This is a genomic window from Streptomyces sp. NPDC050658 (genome assembly GCF_044457025.1).
Classification (GTDB): Bacteria; Actinomycetota; Actinomycetes; order Streptomycetales; family Streptomycetaceae; genus Streptomyces.
Genome location: NZ_JBITGM010000002.1, coordinates 21,334 through 39,849 on the forward strand (window position 1 = coordinate 21,334; position 18,516 = coordinate 39,849).

At 70.6% G+C, this 18,516-nt stretch carries 19 protein-coding genes; 7 read left to right on the forward strand and 12 right to left on the reverse strand.

Annotated features, from left to right (window positions below):
* Positions 1-2: 2 nt before the first annotated feature.
* The 5 genes from ACIBKX_RS07090 to ACIBKX_RS07110 all read right to left on the reverse strand — a co-directional run bounded on the left by ACIBKX_RS07090 (position 3) and on the right by ACIBKX_RS07110 (position 5,925).
* Positions 3-797: an SDR family oxidoreductase gene (locus ACIBKX_RS07090; RefSeq protein ID WP_363270876.1), complete on the reverse strand. Its 795-nt coding sequence runs from the start codon at positions 795-797 to the stop codon at positions 3-5.
* Between the two features lie 162 nt (positions 798-959).
* Complete coding sequence (locus ACIBKX_RS07095; protein WP_363270877.1) at positions 960-2,471, reverse strand: acyl-CoA synthetase; 1,512 nt, start codon at positions 2,469-2,471, stop codon at positions 960-962.
* Positions 2,472-2,561: 90 nt separating this feature from the next.
* On the reverse strand, positions 2,562-3,308 hold the full coding sequence (locus ACIBKX_RS07100) for a succinate dehydrogenase/fumarate reductase iron-sulfur subunit (protein ID WP_363270878.1): 747 nt from the start codon (positions 3,306-3,308) through the stop codon (positions 2,562-2,564).
* A complete protein-coding gene (locus ACIBKX_RS07105; RefSeq protein WP_363270879.1) occupies positions 3,305-5,254 on the reverse strand; it encodes a fumarate reductase/succinate dehydrogenase flavoprotein subunit in 1,950 nt (649 codons plus the stop codon). The genes ACIBKX_RS07100 and ACIBKX_RS07105 overlap by 4 nt, the downstream gene beginning before the upstream one ends.
* Positions 5,254-5,925: a succinate dehydrogenase gene (locus tag ACIBKX_RS07110; RefSeq protein ID WP_363271165.1), complete on the reverse strand. Its 672-nt coding sequence runs from the start codon at positions 5,923-5,925 to the stop codon at positions 5,254-5,256. The genes ACIBKX_RS07105 and ACIBKX_RS07110 overlap by 1 nt, the downstream gene beginning before the upstream one ends.
* A 132-nt stretch (positions 5,926-6,057) precedes the next feature.
* On the opposite strand from ACIBKX_RS07110, the gene ACIBKX_RS07115 reads away from it, so the two are divergent.
* Positions 6,058-6,933, forward strand: a complete 876-nt coding sequence (locus tag ACIBKX_RS07115; protein ID WP_363270880.1) for a LysR family transcriptional regulator — start codon at positions 6,058-6,060, stop codon at positions 6,931-6,933.
* A 75-nt stretch (positions 6,934-7,008) separates the two neighbouring features.
* Here the strand turns inward: ACIBKX_RS07115 and ACIBKX_RS07120 are convergent, their stop codons facing one another.
* The 4 genes from ACIBKX_RS07120 to ACIBKX_RS07135 form a co-directional block, all read right to left on the reverse strand.
* Positions 7,009-7,758, reverse strand: coding sequence for a VOC family protein (locus tag ACIBKX_RS07120; RefSeq protein WP_363270881.1), 750 nt, complete (start codon positions 7,756-7,758; stop codon positions 7,009-7,011).
* Between the two features lie 6 nt (positions 7,759-7,764).
* On the reverse strand, positions 7,765-9,909 hold the full coding sequence (locus ACIBKX_RS07125; RefSeq protein WP_363270882.1) for an EAL domain-containing protein: 2,145 nt from the start codon (positions 9,907-9,909) through the stop codon (positions 7,765-7,767).
* Positions 9,906-10,718 (reverse strand): SAM-dependent methyltransferase, encoded by an 813-nt coding sequence (locus ACIBKX_RS07130; RefSeq protein WP_363270883.1) that lies wholly within the window; start codon positions 10,716-10,718, stop codon positions 9,906-9,908. The genes ACIBKX_RS07125 and ACIBKX_RS07130 overlap by 4 nt, the downstream gene beginning before the upstream one ends.
* Positions 10,719-10,967: 249 nt before the next feature.
* On the reverse strand, positions 10,968-11,957 hold the full coding sequence (locus ACIBKX_RS07135) for an SCO0930 family lipoprotein (RefSeq protein WP_363270884.1): 990 nt from the start codon (positions 11,955-11,957) through the stop codon (positions 10,968-10,970).
* Positions 11,958-12,226: 269 nt separating this feature from the next.
* On the opposite strand from ACIBKX_RS07135, the gene ACIBKX_RS07140 reads away from it, so the two are divergent.
* Positions 12,227-12,730, forward strand: a complete 504-nt coding sequence (locus ACIBKX_RS07140; protein WP_363270885.1) for a hypothetical protein — start codon at positions 12,227-12,229, stop codon at positions 12,728-12,730.
* A 15-nt stretch (positions 12,731-12,745) separates the two neighbouring features.
* Complete coding sequence (locus tag ACIBKX_RS07145) at positions 12,746-13,510, forward strand: hypothetical protein (protein ID WP_363270886.1); 765 nt, start codon at positions 12,746-12,748, stop codon at positions 13,508-13,510.
* A 43-nt stretch (positions 13,511-13,553) separates the two neighbouring features.
* Here ACIBKX_RS07145 and ACIBKX_RS07150 read toward each other — a convergent pair whose 3' ends face one another.
* Positions 13,554-14,222 carry an HAD family hydrolase gene (locus ACIBKX_RS07150; protein ID WP_363270887.1) on the reverse strand — a complete coding sequence of 223 codons (669 nt, stop codon included), beginning with the start codon at positions 14,220-14,222 and terminating at the stop codon, positions 13,554-13,556.
* A 198-nt stretch (positions 14,223-14,420) separates the two neighbouring features.
* Here ACIBKX_RS07150 and ACIBKX_RS07155 point away from each other — a divergent pair, with 198 nt between their 5' ends.
* Both ACIBKX_RS07155 and ACIBKX_RS07160 read left to right on the forward strand, forming a co-directional pair.
* Entirely contained in the window at positions 14,421-14,639 is a 219-nt protein-coding gene (locus ACIBKX_RS07155; protein ID WP_363270888.1) for a hypothetical protein, read from the forward strand.
* Between the two features lie 217 nt (positions 14,640-14,856).
* Positions 14,857-15,402, forward strand: coding sequence for a hypothetical protein (locus ACIBKX_RS07160; protein ID WP_363270889.1), 546 nt, complete (start codon positions 14,857-14,859; stop codon positions 15,400-15,402).
* Positions 15,403-15,470: 68 nt separating this feature from the next.
* Here the strand turns inward: ACIBKX_RS07160 and ACIBKX_RS07165 are convergent, their stop codons facing one another.
* Positions 15,471-15,977, reverse strand: a complete 507-nt coding sequence (locus ACIBKX_RS07165; RefSeq protein WP_363270890.1) for a hypothetical protein — start codon at positions 15,975-15,977, stop codon at positions 15,471-15,473.
* Positions 15,978-16,326: 349 nt separating this feature from the next.
* On the opposite strand from ACIBKX_RS07165, the gene ACIBKX_RS07170 reads away from it, so the two are divergent.
* Positions 16,327-16,983, forward strand: a complete 657-nt coding sequence (locus ACIBKX_RS07170) for a class F sortase (protein WP_363270891.1) — start codon at positions 16,327-16,329, stop codon at positions 16,981-16,983.
* Positions 16,984-17,005: 22 nt separating this feature from the next.
* Here ACIBKX_RS07170 and ACIBKX_RS07175 read toward each other — a convergent pair whose 3' ends face one another.
* Entirely contained in the window at positions 17,006-17,851 is an 846-nt protein-coding gene (locus ACIBKX_RS07175) for a polysaccharide deacetylase family protein (protein ID WP_363270892.1), read from the reverse strand.
* Positions 17,852-17,988: 137 nt separating this feature from the next.
* On the opposite strand from ACIBKX_RS07175, the gene ACIBKX_RS07180 reads away from it, so the two are divergent.
* A complete protein-coding gene (locus tag ACIBKX_RS07180) occupies positions 17,989-18,450 on the forward strand; it encodes a universal stress protein (RefSeq protein ID WP_363270893.1) in 462 nt (153 codons plus the stop codon).
* Positions 18,451-18,516 lie beyond the last annotated feature (66 nt).

The window sequence follows — 18,516 nt, forward strand, 5'->3', positions numbered from 1 at the left end:
GGCTACGGGGCGATCGAGTCCACGTAGCCGCCGTCCACCCGCAGTGCGCCGCCCGTCGTCGCGGAGGCCAGCGGCGAGCTGAGGTAGACGACCATGTGGGCGATCTCCTCCGGCTCGATCAGCCGCTGGATGAGGGACTGCGGGCGGTGCTCGCGCATGAACTCCCGCTGGGCCACGTCCCAGGGCAGGGCGGGGTCGACGAGTTCGTAGACGAAGTCCTCCACCCCTCCGGTGTGGGTGGGGCCCGCGATCACGGAGTTCACCGTCACGCCCGTGCCCGCGGCTTCCTTGGCGAAGCCGCGGGACACGGCGAGGAGAGCCGTCTTCGACATGCCGTAGTGGATCATCTCCTCGGGCGTGACGAACGCGGAGTCGCTGGCGATGTTCTGGATCCGCCCCCAGGAGCGGTCCGTCATCCCCGGCAGATAGTGGCGGATCATCCGTACGGCGGTCAGGACGTTCACCTCGAAGTAGCGGCGCCATTCGGCGTCGTCGATGTCGAGGGCCGGTGCGGCGCCGAAGATGCCGAGGTTGTTGACGAGGATGTCCGCATGGGGCACGGCGGTGAACACCTGACGGGCGCCGTCGTCGGTGGAGATGTCGCCGGGAGCCGGGAGGAACTCGGCGCCGCCGTGCTCCTCCCTCAGCCGTCCCACGGCCTTGTCGACGGACTCCGCGGACCGTCCGTTGACCGCCACCCGCGCACCGGCGCGGGCGAGGCCGGCCGCGATGGCGGCGCCGATGCCCTGGGTGGAGCCGGTGACGAGAGCGGTCTTGCCGGAGAGATCGACGAGCATGCTGCGTACCTCCTGCTGCGGTCGGACGAACGGTCCCCCGTGCCTCTGGGCCCAGTAGATCACCCGTGCGGCGGGAAGGCCGGTCGGGCCGCGCGCACGACGCCGCCGGTGATGGTCACCTCCTCACGGCCGCTGCTTGCTTCCGCTGCTTACGGCCGCTCCTCACGGCCAATACGACTTCCGCAGCCGGGACTTCGCGAGCTTTCCGGTGGGCGTACGGGGCAGCGTGTCGGTGAAGTCCACCGAGCGCGGCGCCTTGTAGTGGGCGATGCGTTCGCGGACGAACTCCAGCAGCTCCCGCTCCAGTTCGGGTCCGGGCGCCGTCCCGTCGGCCGGCTGCACGACCGCCTTGACGGCCTCGCCCATCTCCGGGTCCGGCACCCCGACGACCGCGACGTCGGCGACCGCGGGGTGCAGGACGAGACAGTCCTCGGCCTCCTGCGGGTAAACGTTCACACCACCCGAGATGATCATGAACGCCTTGCGGTCGGTGAGGAAGAGGTAGCCGTCCTCGTCCACATGGCCGATGTCGCCGGTGGTGGTCCAGTTGGGATGCTCGGGGTGCTGGGCCTCGCGGGTGCGGTCGGTGTCGTTGTGGTAGCGGAACGGCAGTTCCTCCCGCTCGAAGTAGACGATCCCGGTCTCGCCGACCGGCAGCTCCCGGCCCGCGTCGTCGCAGATCCGCAGCCCGCCGAGCAGCCCGTCCTGGCCGACGGAACCAGGCTTGCGCAGCCACTCCTCCGGCGAGATGAACGTGATGCCGTTGCCCTCGGTCGACGAGTAGTACTCGTACAGGACCGGCCCCCACCACTCCAGCATCCGCCGCTTGACCTCGACGGGGCAGGGCGCTGCCGCGTGGATGGCGGTGCGCATCGACGACAGGTCGTACCGCTCGCGCACCTCGGCGGGCAGCTTCAGCATGCGGACGAACATCGTCGGCACCCACTGGCTGTGCGTGATCCGGTGCCGCTCCACGGCGGCGAGCGCGCCCTCGGCGTCGAAGGCGTCCATCAGGACGACCGTGCCGCCGAGCGCGGTGACGACGCCGCAGAAGCGCAGGGGCGCCGCGTGGTAGATCGGTGCGGGGCTCAGATAGACGGTGTCCTCGCCGAAGCCGTACATCGTCTGGAAGACGACGACGTACGTACTGGGCTCCTCGCGCACGTCGCCCTCGGGCAGTGCGGGCTTGATGCCCTTGGGGCGTCCGGTGGTCCCGGAGGAGTAGAGCATGTCGGTGCCGCGCGGCTGGTGCGCGGGCGGCACGGCGGACGCGGCCTCGAGCGCCTTCTCGTACGTCCCGTCGTCGAGGCCGAGCACGATCGGCGGCCCGGCGGCCAGCTCCAGGACGGTCGCGCCCAGTTCGGCGAGCGAGCCGGAGACGATCAGCGCCTTGGCACCGCAGTCCCGGACGATGTACGCGGCCTCGCCCGCCGTGAGGTGGTGGTTGACGGCGGTGAGATAGAGGCCGGAGCGCAGGGCCGCCCAGTAGACCTCCAGGGCGCGCGGATCGTTGTCGCAGAGCAGGGCGAAGTGGTCGCCCCGGCGCAAGCCCGCGGCCCGCAGATGATCCGCGAGCCGCAGGGAGCGTTCTTCGAGTTGTCCGTAGGTGAGGGTCCGTGTGCCGTCGGCGGTGACGACGGCCGTTCTGGCGGGGTCGTACGCTCCCGGATACATGCGGAGAAGGTACGCGCCCCGTAGGGGCGCGGGGAACCGCGCGACAAGCCCAATCGGACCCGCGGGTCTCCACCGGCCCCTCCAGGGTGACTACCGGCCGACCTTCCGAGTCGCCCGCAGCCATTCCTTGTTCATAGCCGAGATGGACGGCAACGGAATCCCCTTCGGGCAGGCGGTGGCACATTCGCCGGTCAACGTGCAGCCGCCGAAGCCCTCTTCATCCATCTGCGCCACCATGTCAAGGACCCGCGTCTCCCGCTCGGGAGCACCCTGCGGAAGGACATTGAGGTGATTCACCTTCGCGGAGGTGAAGAGCATCGCCGAGCCGTTGGGGCAGGCGGCGACACAGGCGCCGCACCCGATGCACTCCGCGTGCTCGAAGGCGAAGTCCGCGTCCGGCTTCGGGACGGGCGCGGCGTGTGCCTCGGGGGCCGCTCCGGTCGGGGCGCTGATGTAGCCGCCGGACTGGATGATGCGGTCGAAGGACGAGCGGTCCACCACCAGGTCCTTGACGACCGGGAAGGCCGCGGCGCGCCACGGCTCGATGTCGATGGTGTCGCCGTCCTTGAAGGACCGCATGTGCAGCTGGCAGGTGGTGGTGCGCTCCGGGCCGTGCGCGTCGCCGTTGATGACGAGCGAGCACGCGCCGCAGATGCCCTCGCGGCAGTCGTGGTCGAAGGCGACGGGGTCGTCGCCCTTGACGATGAGCTCTTCGTTGAGGGTGTCGAGCATCTCCAGGAAGGACATGTCGGAGGAGATGCCGTCCACTTCATACGTGGACATGGCGCCTTCGGCGTCGGCGTTCTGCTGGCGCCAGACGCGCAGGGTGAGCTTCATGCGTAGCTCCGCTGAGTGGGGTGGACGTACTCGAAGACGAGGTCTTCTTTATGAAGGACGGGGGCATCGCCGGTGGCGGTGAACTCCCAGGCGGCGGCGTAGGAGAACTCCTCGTCGCGGCGGGCCGCCTCGCCGTCCGGGGTCTGCGACTCCTCGCGGAAGTGACCGCCGCAGGACTCGGCGCGGTGCAGGGCGTCGAGGCACATCAGCTCGGCCAGCTCCAGGTAGTCGACGATGCGGTTCGCCTTCTCCAGGGACTGGTTGAACTCCTCGCCGGTGCCGGGCACCTTGATCCGGCGCCAGAACTCCTCGCGGATCTGCGGGATGCGCTCAAGTGCCTTGCGCAGGCCCGTCTCCGTACGTGCCATTCCGCAGAACTCCCACATGAGCTCGCCGAGTTCACGGTGGAAGGAGTCGGGCGTGCGGTCGCCGTCGACGGCGAGGAGCCTGGTGATGCGGTCCTCGGTCTCGCCCATCACCTCGCGTACGACGGGGTGTTCGGCCGTCACCTCGTCGTGGTGCGGATTGCGGGCGAGGTAGTCGTTGATCGTCGACGGCAGGACGAAGTAGCCGTCGGCCAGGCCCTGCATCAGGGCGGAGGCGCCGAGGCGGTTCGCGCCGTGGTCGGAGAAGTTGGCCTCGCCGACCGCGAACAGGCCGGGAATGGTGGTCTGCAGGTCGTAGTCGACCCAGAGTCCGCCCATCGTGTAGTGCACGGCGGGGTAGATCCGCATCGGCGTCTCGTACGGGTTCTCCGCGGTGATCCGCGCGTACATGTCGAAGAGGTTGCCGTACTTCTCCTCGACCTTCTTCTTGCCCATGCGCTGGATGGCATCGGCGAAGTCGAGGTAGACGCCCTGTCCGCCGGGGCCCACTCCCCTGCCCTCGTCGCAGACGTTCTTGGCGGCGCGCGACGCGATGTCGCGGGGCACGAGGTTGCCGAAGGACGGGTAGATGCGCTCCAGGTAGTAGTCGCGCTCGTCCTCGGGGATCTTGTCGGCGGGGCGGTCGTCGCCCTTGGCCTTGGGGACCCAGATCCGGCCGTCGTTGCGCAGCGACTCACTCATCAGCGTGAGCTTGGACTGGTGGTCGCCGGTGCGCGGGATGCAGGTGGGGTGGATCTGGGTGAAGCACGGGTTGGCGAAGTAGGCGCCGCGCCGGTGTGCTCGCCACACCGCGGTGGCGTTGGAGTTCATGGCGTTCGTCGACAGGTAGAAGACGTTGCCGTAGCCGCCGGAGGCGAGGACCACCGCGTCGGCGAAGTACGTCTCGATCTTGCCGCTGATCAGGTCGCGGGCGACGATGCCGCGGGCCCGTCCGTCGACGACGATCACGTCGAGCATCTCGGTACGCGGATGCATCTCGACGTTCCCCGCGGCGATCTGGCGGCTGAGTGCCTGGTACGCGCCGAGGAGGAGCTGCTGCCCCGTCTGGCCGCGGGCGTAGAACGTCCGCGACACCTGTACGCCGCCGAAGGAGCGGGTGTCGAGCAGTCCGCCGTACTCGCGGGCGAAGGGCACGCCCTGCGCGACGCACTGGTCGATGATCTCGACGGAGATCTGCGCGAGGCGGTGCACATTGGACTCGCGGGCGCGGAAGTCGCCGCCCTTGACGGTGTCGTAGAAGAGGCGGTGTACGGAGTCGCCGTCGTTGCGGTAGTTCTTCGCGGCGTTGATGCCGCCCTGCGCGGCGATGGAGTGGGCGCGGCGCGGGGAGTCCTGGTAGCAGAACTGGACGACGTGGTAGCCCTGTTCGGCCAGCGTGGCGCCGGCGGAGCCGCCCGCGAGGCCGGTGCCGACGACGATCACGGTGTGCTTGCGGCGGTTGGCCGGGTTGACCAGCTTCGCCTCGAAGCGGCGGGTGTCCCAGCGCTCGGCGACCGGCCCCTCGGGGGCCTTGGTGTCGACGACCGGCTCGCCGGTCGCGTATTCGGCGTACGAGTTCATCAGCTCACCACTCCGGTCATGACGGCCACGGGTACGACGACGAAGCCCGCCGTCAGGAACAGCGCGAGGCCATTGGCGATGATCTTGAGGACACGGTCACGGGTCGCCTTGCCCGCTCCGAGGGTCTGCGCGGCGCTCCAGAGCCCGTGCCGGACGTGGAAGCCGAGGGCGACCACGGCGACGATGTAGATGACGTTGCCGTACCACGTGGAGAAGGTGTCGATGATGTTCTGGTACGGGTGCAGGTGCTCGTAGCCGCCCGGGTGCACGGTGCCGGTCGTCAGGTCGAGGATGTGCCAGACGATGAAGAGGCCGAGGATGATGCCGCCCCAGCGCATGGTGCGGGTCGCGAAGCTCGTGCCGGCCTTCTTGTTGACGTACTTCGTCGGGCGCGCCTTGATGTCGCGGCGGCTCAGCTGGTACGCGGAGGTGGCGTGCGCGACCACGGCGACGACGAGCACCACGCGGATCAGCCAGAGCGTCCACTCGTAGTGCATGAAGGGCTCGCCGACCGTGCGCAGCCAGTGGGCGTAGTGGTTGATCTCCTCGGGGCCGAAGAAGATCTTCAGGTTGCCGATCATGTGCGCGACCAGGTAGAGCAGCATGATCAGGCCGCTCACCGCCATCACCGTCTTCTTGCCTACGGATGAGTCCCAGATCGTGCGCGTCATGGACGGTCGTCGGTCCGTCCGCGTTGCCAGAGCCATGTCACCGACGCTAAGGCCGAAGGTCCCGATCGGTCCAAGAGATGGATCAGCTCATCTCGATAGCGGTTGGCTATCATCGGCCGTACCCTGCTGTGTATGCAATTCCAGCAGCTTCTGTACTTCGTCGCGGTGGCCGAGACCAGACACTTCACCCGGGCCGCCGAGCAGGTGCACGTCTCCCAGCCGTCCCTCTCCCAGCAGGTCCGCGCCCTGGAGAAGGAACTCGGCGCGGAGCTGTTCAGCAGGGCGCGGGGGAACATCGCGCTGACCGACGCGGGCGAGGCGCTGCTGCCGCTGGCCCGGCGGATTCTCGCGGACGCCGACACCGCGCGGATCGAGGTGCAGGAGCTGGCCCAGCTGCGGCGCGGCCGGATCCGGCTGGGGGCTACGCCCAGCGTCTGCACGGGCCTGCTTCCGGAGGTGCTGCGGGCCTTTCACGATCTGCACCCGGGCATCCAGCTCCTCCTGGAGGAGGGCGGCTCCCACGACCTCGTACGCGAACTGGCCCGCGGCGCCCTCGACCTGGCCGTCGTCGTCCTTCCGCTGCCCAGCCCGTCCCCCGCCCTGACGACCGTGGAGCTGCTGCGCGAGGACCTCGTCGTGGTGTCGTCGCCGGACGCGCCGGGGCTCGGCAAGACGGTGCGGGTCGCGGATCTGGAGCGCCAGCGCCTGGTGATGTTCCGGCACGGCTACGACCTGCGGGAGCTGACGGTGGCGGCCTGCCGCGCCGAGGGCTTCGAGCCGGACTTCGCCGTCGAGGGCGGCGAGATGGACGCGGTTCTCGGTTTCGTGCAGGCCGGGCTCGGGGTCGCGGTCGTCCCGCGCATGGTGGCCGAGCGCGCCGGGCGGGGCCTGCGGATGACGCCGCTGGCACGGCCGACGCTGCACCGCACGATCGCGCTGGCGCACCGCAGCGATGTGGCGCCGCCGCGGGCCGCGCGGGAGTTGCAGCGGATGCTCTTGGAACGGTGAACGGGGGCGTGATGGTGAATCTGCGGGTCAGTGGGGGCTGGTCGCGCAGTTCCCCGCGCCCCTTCGGGGCCCGTCTTACGGGGCCCGAAGCCTGCCCGTATCGGGGTTCCTGATCGTCAGGCAGTACGTTCCGCCCGCCGGGTCCCGCATCACGATCCAGTGCGGGCCCCGTGACACCGTCTCCGCGCCGTGGCTCTCGTGTCGGACGCGGTCCGCCTCAAGGTCCGAACAGGAAAAGTCCAGGTGTGCTCCGGGCGGCCCCTCCGAGTCGAGGCGTTGCAGCAGGATCCGGATCGGCAGGCTCGCGGGCGGTTCGACGAGGTGGAACTCCGGGCGCGAACCCGCGCGCGACGACCACCCCGTGAAGGCGGGCCAGAAAGCCGCCTCCGCCTCCCACAGCCCCGGCGGCACATCGAGGCACACCTGATCGAGGCGGCTCGTGGTCCCGTCCGGTGCGATCGGCGGCGCGGGGCGCTCCCGCTCGCCCTGCCACGGCACGAGGCAGAACAACTGCCCGCCCGGCGAGCGCAGGACCTCCAGGCCCTCCTCCGCGAAGACCGGAGCGGCGCCGAGCGCACGGGCCTCGCGGGCGCCGGCCGCCATGTCGTCCACGGCGAAGTCGAGATGCGCGCCGCCGGGGCCGCCGCCGACCGCCTGCGCCTTCACGTACGCGTCGCCCGACGACGGCAGCAGCGTCACGAACTGCTCGTCGTCGCCGCGGAACGCGGACAGCCGCGTTCCGGTGACCGCCGTCCAGAACGCACACGCCCTGCCGAACCGGTCAGCGGGCCGGTCGACGAAGGCGTACACCCAAGGGATCACCACGCGGCCTCAGCTCGTCGCGTCCGCGAGGGCCAGTTCGTGGAGTCGGTCCGGCGGGCCCGGACGGGCGTAGTACCAGCCCTGGGCCGTGTCGCAGCCCAGCTCGCGCAGCTGGTCCGCCTGTGCGCCCGTCTCGACGCCCTCGACGGTGACCGCCAGATCCAGGCTGTGGGCGAGCGCGACGATGCCCTCGACGATCTTCAGGTCGACGGGGTCGGCCGGGAAGTGCTGCATCCCCTGCGTGAAGGAACGGTCGAGCTTGAGGATGCTCACCGGCAGGCGGCGCAGATTGGCCAGGTTGGAGTAGCCCGTGCCGAAGTCGTCGAGCGCGATGTCCACGCCCATCTCGGCGAGCCGCCGCAGCGGCTTGAGCAGGTCGTCGTCGGCGCCGATCAGCGCGGACTCGGTCACCTCCAGGCAGAGCGCGCCCGGTTCGAGCCCGGCGCGCTCCAGGATCTCCACGGTGTCCGAGACCAGGCCGGGGTGGGTCAGCTGCATGGGCGACAGGTTCACGTTCACCCGCAGCGGGCCCGCGGCTGCCCCCTCGGAGGTTCGCGCCTCCCAGGTGCGGGCCTGGCGGACCGACTCCTCCAGGACCCAGCGGCCGAGCGGCACGATCAGGCCGGTGTGTTCGGCGAGCGGGATGAACCGGTCGGGGCCGATGATGCCGTGCTGCGGATGCAGCCACCGTACGAGCGCCTCGGCGCCCCGCACACTGCCGTCGCCGAGATGCACCAGCGGCTGGTACTCGATGAAGAACTCGCCGCGCTCCAGGGCGACCGGCAGTGCGGTGGTCAGGCCGTGCCGGGTGATCGCGCGGGCGTCGGCCTCGGGGTCGGCGAGCTCGAAGCGGTTGCCGCCGGCCGACTTCGCGCGGTACATCGTGATGTCCGCGCTGCGCAGCACCTCCGCCGCGCCCCGCTCACCGGCCGGGCCCTCGACGATGCCGATGCTGCCGCGCACGGTCAGCTCGCGGCCCTCGACGCGGATCGGCGTGGAGAGCGCGTGCATGATGCGGCCCGCGAGCTCGTCGACCTCGGCCTCCGTGTCGCGGCCCGTGGTCAGCGCCACGAACTCGTCGCCGCCGAGCCGGGCGACCATCTCGCCGGGCGCCGTGGCGCAGGCCTGCAGCCGGTCCGCGACCTCGACGAGGAGCCGGTCGCCCGCCGCGTGGCCGAGGCTGTCGTTGACGGTCTTGAATCCGTCGAGGTCCAGATAGCAGAGCCCGAAACGGGCGCCCTCGCCCGCCGCGAGGGCCTTCTCCAGGCGCTCGAAGAACAGCGTCCGGTTCGGCAGCCCGGTGAGCGCGTCGTGCGTCGCCTCGTAGCGCAGCCGCAGATTCAGCAGCCGGCGCTCGGTGGTGTCCTCCATCAACGCCAGCTGGTACTGCGGCACTCCGTCCGCGTCACGCAGCAGCGACACCGTCAGATTGGTCCACAGGACAGTGCCGTCGGGGCGGTAGAAGGCCTTCTCCACGCGGTAGTGCTCGCGCTCGCCGCGCACCAGCTCTTCGTAGAGCTTCCATACGTGCGGGGAGTCGTCGGGGTGCGTCCACTCCGCCACATTGCGTCCGCGCAGCTGGTTCTCCAGGCCGCCGAACATCCGGATGAGGGCGTCGTTCACCTCGAGGACTGTGCCCGTGAGGTCGGCGATGCCGATGCCGATCGCCGCACCGTGGAAGACCGCGCGGAAGCGGGCCTCGCTCGCGTGCAGCGCCTCGGCGACCACACTGCGGGCGTTGAGGGCCGCCCGGGATATCGCCTCCTGCTCGGAGAGGGTGCGCTCCCGCAGCGCGGCCGCGAAGCCCGCGGCGACGGCGTGCTGCAGCCGGGCCGAGCGGGCGCGCAGCTCCTCCTGGGGGCCGTCCTCGCCGCAGTAGAGGACCAGATAGGCGTCCACGCAGTCCAGCGTGCGGCTGAGCGCCTCCGGGTCGGTGCAGTGCGTGCCGATCAGCGCCGCGCCGACCGCCTGTCCCTCGGCCGAGTCGAAGACCCGCTCCAGGAGGGCGTCACGCAACCGCCGGGCGAGCGGCACCAGTTGCTGCTCGAACTCGGTCCGCGTCAGCGACGTGGCCGTCACCGGGAAGATCGCCCGGCTCCAGATGGTCGCGAAGCGGCGCACTCTGTCCTCGGGGCCGTCCGCTTCCCCGCTCATGCCCTGCGCCCCACGCCGGCGAACCCGGAGAAGGCATAGGGATCCTCCTCCTCGGGCGCGGTCTCGGGCCGCCAGCGCGGCATCGGCACGAGGCCGGGTTCCACCATGTCGTATCCCTCGAAGAACCGCGCGATCTCGTCGCGCGAACGCATGATCAGTGGGTTGCGGATGTCCTTGTATACGCCGACCGTCTGTCCGGCCTGTTCGGCGGGGATCGGCATCCCTTCGTACGAGGCGTGAGTGAGCACGATCACGCTGCCGGGCGCGAGCGCGTCCCGCAGTTCACAGACCGCGGTGTAGGGATCGTACGCGTCCTCGACGAAGTGCAGGACGGCGACGAGCAGAAGCGCCACCGGGCGGTCCAGGTCCAGGAGTCCGGTCACTTCCGAACTGACCAGAATGTCCTGCGGTTTGCGCAGATCCGCGGCGACGATGCCCGCGCGGTCGTTGCCCTCGAGCACGGCCCTGCTGTGCGCGACGGCGACGGGGTCGTGGTCGACGTAGACGACCCGCGCCTGGGGATCGGCCTGCTGCGCGACCTCGTGGACATTGCCGAAGGTGGGGATGCCCGAGCCGATGTCCAGGAACTGGGTGATGCCCTCGTCGACGGCGAAACGCACTGCTCGGCGCATGAAGGCACGATTCGCCTGCATGATCTTCGGCAGCCCCGGCATGAACTCCATCGCCCGGCGGGCCGCGTCCCGGTCGACCTCGAAATTGTGCGAACCGCCCAGGTAGTAGTCGTAGATGCGGGACACGCTGGGCATCGTGATGTCGATGCCCTGCGGGGCCCAGGCGGGACGCTCCATCAAGACTCCAAGGCGTAGAGGCGAGCCGGTGTTCGAAGTGAGGCTACTGATCGTCCGCCAATGGAGCGAGTCAAAACGGAAATTGGTCGTCCGTTCTCGGTCACTGCCTGCGGCAAGTGCCGAATTTCAACCCAAAGAACCGGTCCGTTCCCTCCCCCCGAGGGAAAGGAACGGACCGGCTGACCGTACGCGCTCTCCTGCTGACTGACCCCCTTTCCCGGCCGGAGGCCGCCGCCCTGCCGCGGCGTCCTACTTCGGCGGTGCGCCGACGGGCTTTCCGTCCGGTCCCGCGGCGTACCAAGTCCCGCCCACACCCTGGCCGTTGGTGTCGCCAGGCTTCTTGTCGCCGGCGAAGGTGTAGAGCGGCCAGCAGTCGATGGTCTGCTGGCGCTGTCCGTCGGGCCGGTCGAAGACGACGAATCCCTTCTTGAGGATTCCCTTGGTGTCGTTCTTCTCGACCGGCGCCACGACCGGCCATTTCTCCAGGCACGCACCGGTGCAGGCGGACTTCATCGGCCAGGCCGAGTCCTTGGTGAAGCGGTAGACCGTCATGCCGTTCTTGTCGACGACGATCTCGCCGAGCTTGGGGTCATTGCGCGTCGAAAGACCTGCCAGGTCGGCGGGTTCGGTCTCGGAGGGGGCCGGTTCCGCGTCCGCCGAGGCCTTCTTGCCGTCGGGGGCCGCGGCGAACCAAGTGCCCTTCACTCCCTGCCCCTTGGCGTCGCCGGGCTTGGTGTCCTTGGCGTACCGGTACATCGGCCAGCCGTCGATGGTCAGCTGCTTGCTGCCGTCGGAGCGGGTGACCTCGCCCATCAGGGAGGCGTCCACACCGGGCGGGGCGACCGCGCCCTTGGGGGAGACGACGGGCCAGGCGGTGGCGCAGGCGCCGTCGCAGTTCGACTTGGGCGGCTGGGCGGTGTCCTTGTCGAAGCGGTAGAGCGTGAAGCCCTCGCTGTCCGTGACGACCTTGCCGAGCTTCTTGCTGTCCCAGACCGCGAGCTGACCCGCCTCCTTGGCCTGCGCCGCCCCCTCCTTCGCGTCGCCGGAGTCCGCGCCGTACCCGTCACCGGCCCCGTATCCGCCCTCGGCCGGGGCCTGGTTGCCCACGTTCTGGCCGTTCGGCGACTGGTCGCCCTTCTCCTGACCGCACGCCGTCGTCAGCGCCAGCACGGCCGCAGCTGTCGCTACGAGCGAGGCGCTCCGCCAGGCCCTGGGGGAACCCCCACTTGGGTGCAGCATCTGTAACTCCCGCTGTCTGTTCGGTGGTTGCGCCGCCTTGGTGCGTCACGCATGGCCCTAGGTACGGGCCACAGCGGCTGCCGCGTTCAACGGGGGCTCAAGATTCTTTGCGAGGGGAGCGGGGCCGCGGGGGCGGCGGGGGCCGCCGGGACGAGGGGCGTCAACCCCGCGATCATGAACACGCACCTTCGGGTCATCATCGGGTCCGACCGGCGTGGCAGCGGGACACGCTGCCCATGATCTCTGGCGTGTATGGATCCTCACGGGGCATGTCCGCCCTGGTCACACGCGTCCTCGCGCTGCTCGTGCTCGCCTGGCTGCTCGGTTCGCCGGCGACCGCGGCGGCCCTGCCCGCCGACGACTGCGCCTATGCGTCGATCGACCAGGACGGCTCGGGACCGGGCGGCGACAACGTGGCCGTCGCGGGTGACGGAGTGGTCTGCAGGGCGGGTCCCACGCGCAAGCCGAAACCACCGCCGCCGCCTCCGCAGCCCCCTCCACCGCCGCCCGCTCCGGCGCCTCCGCCACGCGTCGAGCCGCCTCCGCCGCAGCCGCCACCACCACCGCCGCCACCGCCGCCCGCCGAGCCCGCTCCGAAGCCGAAGCCCACGCCCTCCGCCCGCCCCAAAGCCTCGCTGTCCCCGGTGAGTTACCCCTCCTACCGCCCCGCGCCGCGCAAGACGCCGCCCCGCAGCGGCCCGTCCCTGGTCTCGCTCACCCTGCTCGTCACCGCGCCCGCGGTGCTCGCCGTCGCCGCGCTGCGGCCGCGCTGACCGCCGGAGGTCCCCATGTCGGAATGGCTTGTTCTCACCCTCGCGATGGCGGCCGCGTGCGCCGTCGTCCTCGTCATCACCCTGCTGCGGCACCGCAGGACCAGTCCGGATTACGACGCATCGGAGACTCCGGACGTCATCGAGTACATGACGATGATGATCGGTGTGGTCTACGCGATCGTGCTCGGTCTCGCCATCGCCGGGGTCTGGGAGGCCCGCGGCGTCGCCGAGGACCATGTCCGGGCCGAGGCGCAGGCCCTGCACGAAGTGTCCGAACGGTCGCGGATCTACCCGCCCGAGGTCCGTGACCGCATCCGCGGCGACGTCCACGCCTACGTCAGCCATGTGGTCACCACGGAGTGGAACACCATGGCCGACCGCGGTGAACTCACCGACCGCGGGGAGAAGTTGCTGGCCCGCGTCCGGCACGACGTGACCGACTACGAACCCAAGTCCGACTTCGAGGCGCAGGCCTATCAGCCGCTGGTCGACCAGGTCGCCGCCGCGGACGAGGCCCGCGGGGCCCGTTCGGACAGCGCGGGGGCGACCATGCCCGGCGTGGTCTGGTTCGGCCTGATCATCGGCGGTCTGGTCACCATCGGCATGATCTTCGCCCTGCAGATCCGCCGCACCCCGCGCGAACTCATCCTCGCCGGGCTCTTCTCCGCCCTGTTCGCCTTCCTGCTCTTCCTGATCTGGGACTTCGACGCCCCGTACAGCCGGGGCATCTCGGCCAGCGCGGATCCCTTGAAGGCACTGCTCGACGGCCTAGGGGGGTGATGCCAGCTCAGGCCGATGATGCGACTCAGGCCGATGATGCGACTCAGCGGGTCGACACGGCCTGGAGGGAGCCGCCGATGGCCGGGGCCAGCTGGGTGAGGTCGTCGATCCGCCAGTCCGCGGCGTCGACGACGGTCGGGTCGTCGGCCCACCAGTGGCCCCAGGGCCCGCGCCGGATGTGCGCCGCGCGCAGGCCCGCCGCCTTCGCCGGGTAGATGTCGTGCGCGGGGTGGTCACCGACGTACACGGTCCGCTCCGGCGCGGCCTGCGCGACCTCGACGACGCGGGCGAAGAACGACGGGTCCGGCTTCGCCACGCCCCACTCCTCCGAGGTGACGACGAGGTCGGCGGGCAGGTCGAGGTCGCGCAGGAGCTCGCCCGCACGAGGGCTTTGATTGCCCGCCACGATCACGCGGATGCCCTGTATCCGCAGTCCGCCGAGCGCGGGGCGCACATCGGGGTAGAGGTCGGTCTCGTCCAGGTGCTCGCCGCGGCCCGCGGCCTCGCGGGCATGGTAGGCGGCGGCGACGTCCATGTCCGGGCTGAGCAGGCGCAGGGCGTCCGCGTGGTCGCGGCCCCTGGTGACGACGCTGCCGACGAGCGCGGAGACGGTGTGTCGCGGCACACCGAGCCAGTCCGCCCAGGACGCCCAGTAGCGGTCGTCTTTCTTGAGGGTCTCCCCCACACCGAACACCACAGTCTCGATCGTCATCGTCCGTAGCGTAGGTCCCGGCCGTTCGGCCACGGCCGCGCCGCGCAGACCTCCCCGCCGTTCGGCAGAAGTCGTACGGGAGATGCGGCAGCGGTCGCACGGGAGAAGGGAAGTCGTACGGAAGTGCCGTCGCCCGGCGTGCCGGCACCGGCCGTAAACCGTGCTGCGCCGCGGGCCCGCGCGGCGCACTCTGGTGACATGGCCTGGCAGACACCGATCGTCGTCCACCCGCCCGCCCCCGACGGCGGGCGCCGGATCACCGTGCGCGGCGAACTGGTGGGCGTGGCCCATGACGACCGCGACCTGGTGGAGTTCCTGCGCCGCTCGGGCCTGGGCGACGCGGACATGGCGCTGGACGACCCCCACCTGGTGGAGTGGCGCGGCAGCGGCGCGCATGTGTGGGCGGCGCCGAAGTAGGCGGCACCGCGCCCTACACCCCCGGCCCCCTGAAACGCCGTCATCCCGCCCTCGACACCCCGCGCCGTTCCCCTGTCCGGCGCACCGCATTGCCCCGTTCGCGCGACACCGATCGCGGACCCGCCGCTCCCTGCCTAGCGTTTCGGGCATCGAGGTGCATTTCAGGTGTAAGCGGAAGAAGGTCCGCGGCTGCTCCTCGGGGACCGGAGGAATCATCATGCGCGCGATACGCGTCGCCTCGGCCACTGTGCTCGCCGCCACCGCCCTGGCCCTCGGCGCCCCCACCGCTTCCGCGGCCATATCCGACGACCCCGGCGGGAGCAACAACATCACGTCGTTCGGCTTCCGGGTCACCCCCTCGACCATCGCCGCCGGCGGCCAGGTCACGCTCAGCGTGGACGGCTGCCAGGGCGACACCACGGTCACCTCCGGCGTCTTCGACGACGCCCATATCCCCAAGGGCCAGCAGTCCGTCAACGCCCAGGTCTTCCCGGACGCCAAACCGGGCGCCATGTACGAGGTGACCTTCGACTGCAAGGGCGAGAAGGGGACGACGGACCTCACGATCGCCACGGGCCGCCCCACCTCGCACCCGACGGTGCATCCCACCGCCCCGGTCCATCACGGCGTGAAGGCCGGCGTCGGCGGCAGCCTCGGCGGTCTCGACCTGCATGAGATCGCGCTGGGCGGCGTGCTGATCGTGGGGACGCTCGGCACCGCGTACTACTGGACGCGCCGCCGCACGGGCGACGGCAACTCCTGAGGCGGACCGCCGCCTGGCCGGCGCGGAAGGGGGACGCGCCGGCCAGGAAGGCGGAAGACCGCGTACGGTCAGACGCCGCGGCCCGCGTTCTCCGTGCGGCGCCGCATCCAGAACACTCCGCCCCCGATCACCGCGGCGGCCACGAGCCCGCCGCCGATGGCCATGTCGGTGCTGGTCGCCCCCTCACTGGAGCTGCCGCCGAGACCGCCGCGGACACCGCCGTGGATGACGGTGAAGGCCGCGGGCTTGGTGAGCGGGGGCTTGCCCATGCAGTGCGCGGTGATGTTGTGCGCACCCGGAGTGGCGTGCTGGTGGACGATCGCGGTGGCGCTGGCCGAGGTTCCGCCCGGCATCGGCGTCAGCGTCGCGTCCGGGAAGGCGTTCGACGTGATCTTGCTGCCGGGGCTCATGCAGGACTTGCCCTCCACGGTCACCGTCAGATGCCCGCCCCTCGCGATCACGCTGGGCATGGCCACGATGTTCTTCGGGTCGTCCCAGGCCGCCGCGACCGGGGCGGCGAGCCCCACGACCGCACCCGCCGTGACCGCGACCGCCAGAGCACGAGTGGTGCGCATACGAGAAGTACGCATGTGAATCCTCCGCGGAAGACGCCCCGGGGAAACCGTCCCCGGTCGATCGGCGAGAGCGCCTCCCAGACAGACCCTCAGATGCCGTGCACAGAGCCGCATTTCGGGAATCGGCCGTCCTGGTGAGCGACACGCCGGGGCGCGGCCTTACAAGCTGATATTGCCGCAGGTCACGGACCGTCAGAAAATTACTTGGGGCCGCGACTCGGATGGCGCACGCCCGATATGGCCGCCACCCGTTCGCGCCCGCTCTGTCGCCCGTCGCGCGCACCGCGCTTAGCGTGCTCCTATGCGCAACGGACGCGGCTCGTACGCCGTGTTGAGAGGGGATCAGAGAATGTCTTCGTCCCAGCCGGCCGAAGAGGAGGAAAGGCAGAAGAAGCGCGCGCCCTGGGGCGTGATGGCGCTTGTTCTGCTGACCGGCCTCGCGCTGATCCGGAATGGTTCAGGGGAATTCGACGTGGGTCCGCCACAGCCCGCATCGGCCGCCGCGGCGGACCGCGCGCCCGACGGCGCCCGGCCGCGCGTCGCCCCGCTGACGTTCTCGCCGGCCGACCGGATCAAGATCGACGGAATTCGTGTGGACGCGCCGGTGATGCCGGTGGGCCTGGACGCGGAGGGCTGGGTGGACGCGCCGCCGCCGCAGGACCCGAACCTGGCCGGCTGGTTCACCGGCGCCGTCGCGCCGGGCGAGAAGGGCACCTCCGTGGTCGTCGGCCATGTCGACAACCAGCAGGGGCCCGCCGTCTTCTACGGCCTGGGTTCGCTGAAGAAGGGAAATCACGTCGAGGTCCTGCGCCGGGACCGCAAGACCGCCGTATTCGAGATCTACGGAATCGAGGTCTTCGAGAAGAACGATTTCCCCGGCGACCGCGTATACAGCGACAAGGGCGGCGCGGAACTGCGCGTCATCACCTGCGGCGGCGGATTCTCCAAGCAGAACGGTTACGACGGGAATGTCGTCGTCTTCGCCCGCCTGGTGGACGTCCGCTGACGGCCACCAGGCGGGGGGGAAATCACATCGAATAGCGGCTCGGCACCGTAATCCGATATCCGGAGTCGATGAGTTCCGGCAGATAGGTCCGCAGCGCGTCGACGCTCTGCGAACGGTCGCCGCCCGCGTCGTGCGAGAGCACCACGACCCCCGGTCCGGCACCGGCCCGTACGCGCCGGATGATCGTGCGGGTCCCCGGCTCGGTCCAGTCCAGGGTGTCGACGGTCCAGGCGAGCGGCTCCATGCCCAGGTCGGCGCCGATCTGGAAGGCGTTGCGGTTCCAGGCCCCGTAGGGCGCCCGGAACCAGGCGGGCGGTTCGCCGACGGCGTTCTCGACGACGTCGCAGGTGCGCTCGATCTCCTCGCGCATCGCGCTGCGGCTCATCTTCGGCAGCAGCGGATGGGTCCAGGTGTGGTTGCCGATGACATGCCCGTCGTCGGCCATCTCCCGCAGCAGGTCCAAGTTGTCGACGGCCATCTCGCCGCAGACGAAGAACATCGCGCGTACGTCGTGTCTGCGCAGGGTCCGCAGGATGCCGGGCGTGTAGCGGGGGTCGGGGCCGTCGTCGAAGGTCAGCACCATGGAGCGGCCCTCCCCCGGCACGCGCAGGATCGGTTTGCGCCGTACGCGTGGCAGGGCGCGGGCGGCGCGCGGCGGTCCGTACCCGGCCATGGGCTGCAGGCGGTACGCGGACGGTTTGAGGGCGCGCGCGGCCGGCGGCCCTGCGGCCGGCGCCTTGGCGGAGGCCGAGGGTCCCGGAGTGCCGGGCCGTCCCGTGCCCACGCAGCCGGCGGTCGCGGCCAGACCGAAGACAGCGGCGCCGCGCAGCAACGCGCGGCGCCCTGGAGTCATCTGATCCTTTTTCATGACTAATCCGTCGCATGGCGGAAGGCGCGCGCGGACCAGCAACACCAGGGCCGGCCGCGAATGCACCCGATGGGACCAGCCGTGCGGAAGGCCGCCCTCGGCGGGGCCGCCCAGGGGGCTCCGTTAACCTCTGCGCTGTGACCGAAGACCATTCCCACCAGTTCGAACGCGGCACCGACGGGCCGAAGGTCATCGTCGTCGGGGTCGACGGATCGGACTCCTCGCTACGGGCGGCGGCCTACGCCGGAGGCCTCGCCCGGCGGCAGCGCGCCCTGCTCGCCGTCGTCTATGTCCAGCCGGTGATGGCCGCGGGCGCCGCGCTCGGCGCCCCCGTCGCCGAGACGACCGACGAGATCGCCGAGGGCCTGATCGCCGAGATCAGGGCGGCGACCGAGCGGGTGAAGGGGATATTCGACGTGCGCTGGGAGTTCCACACCTTCCGCGGCGACCCCTACAGCGGTCTCGTCTCGGCGGCGGACGACCTCAAGGCCGATGCCGTGGTCGTCGGCGCCTCCGAGCAGGCGGGCCACCGTATCGTCGGATCGGTCGCGGTACGCCTGGTGAAGGCGGGCCGCTGGCCCGTCACCGTGGTGCCGTAACCGCCTCCCGCCAGAGTGCTGAACCCTCACATATGTGAGTGGTGTGGCGTCTATCGCCGCGGGCCT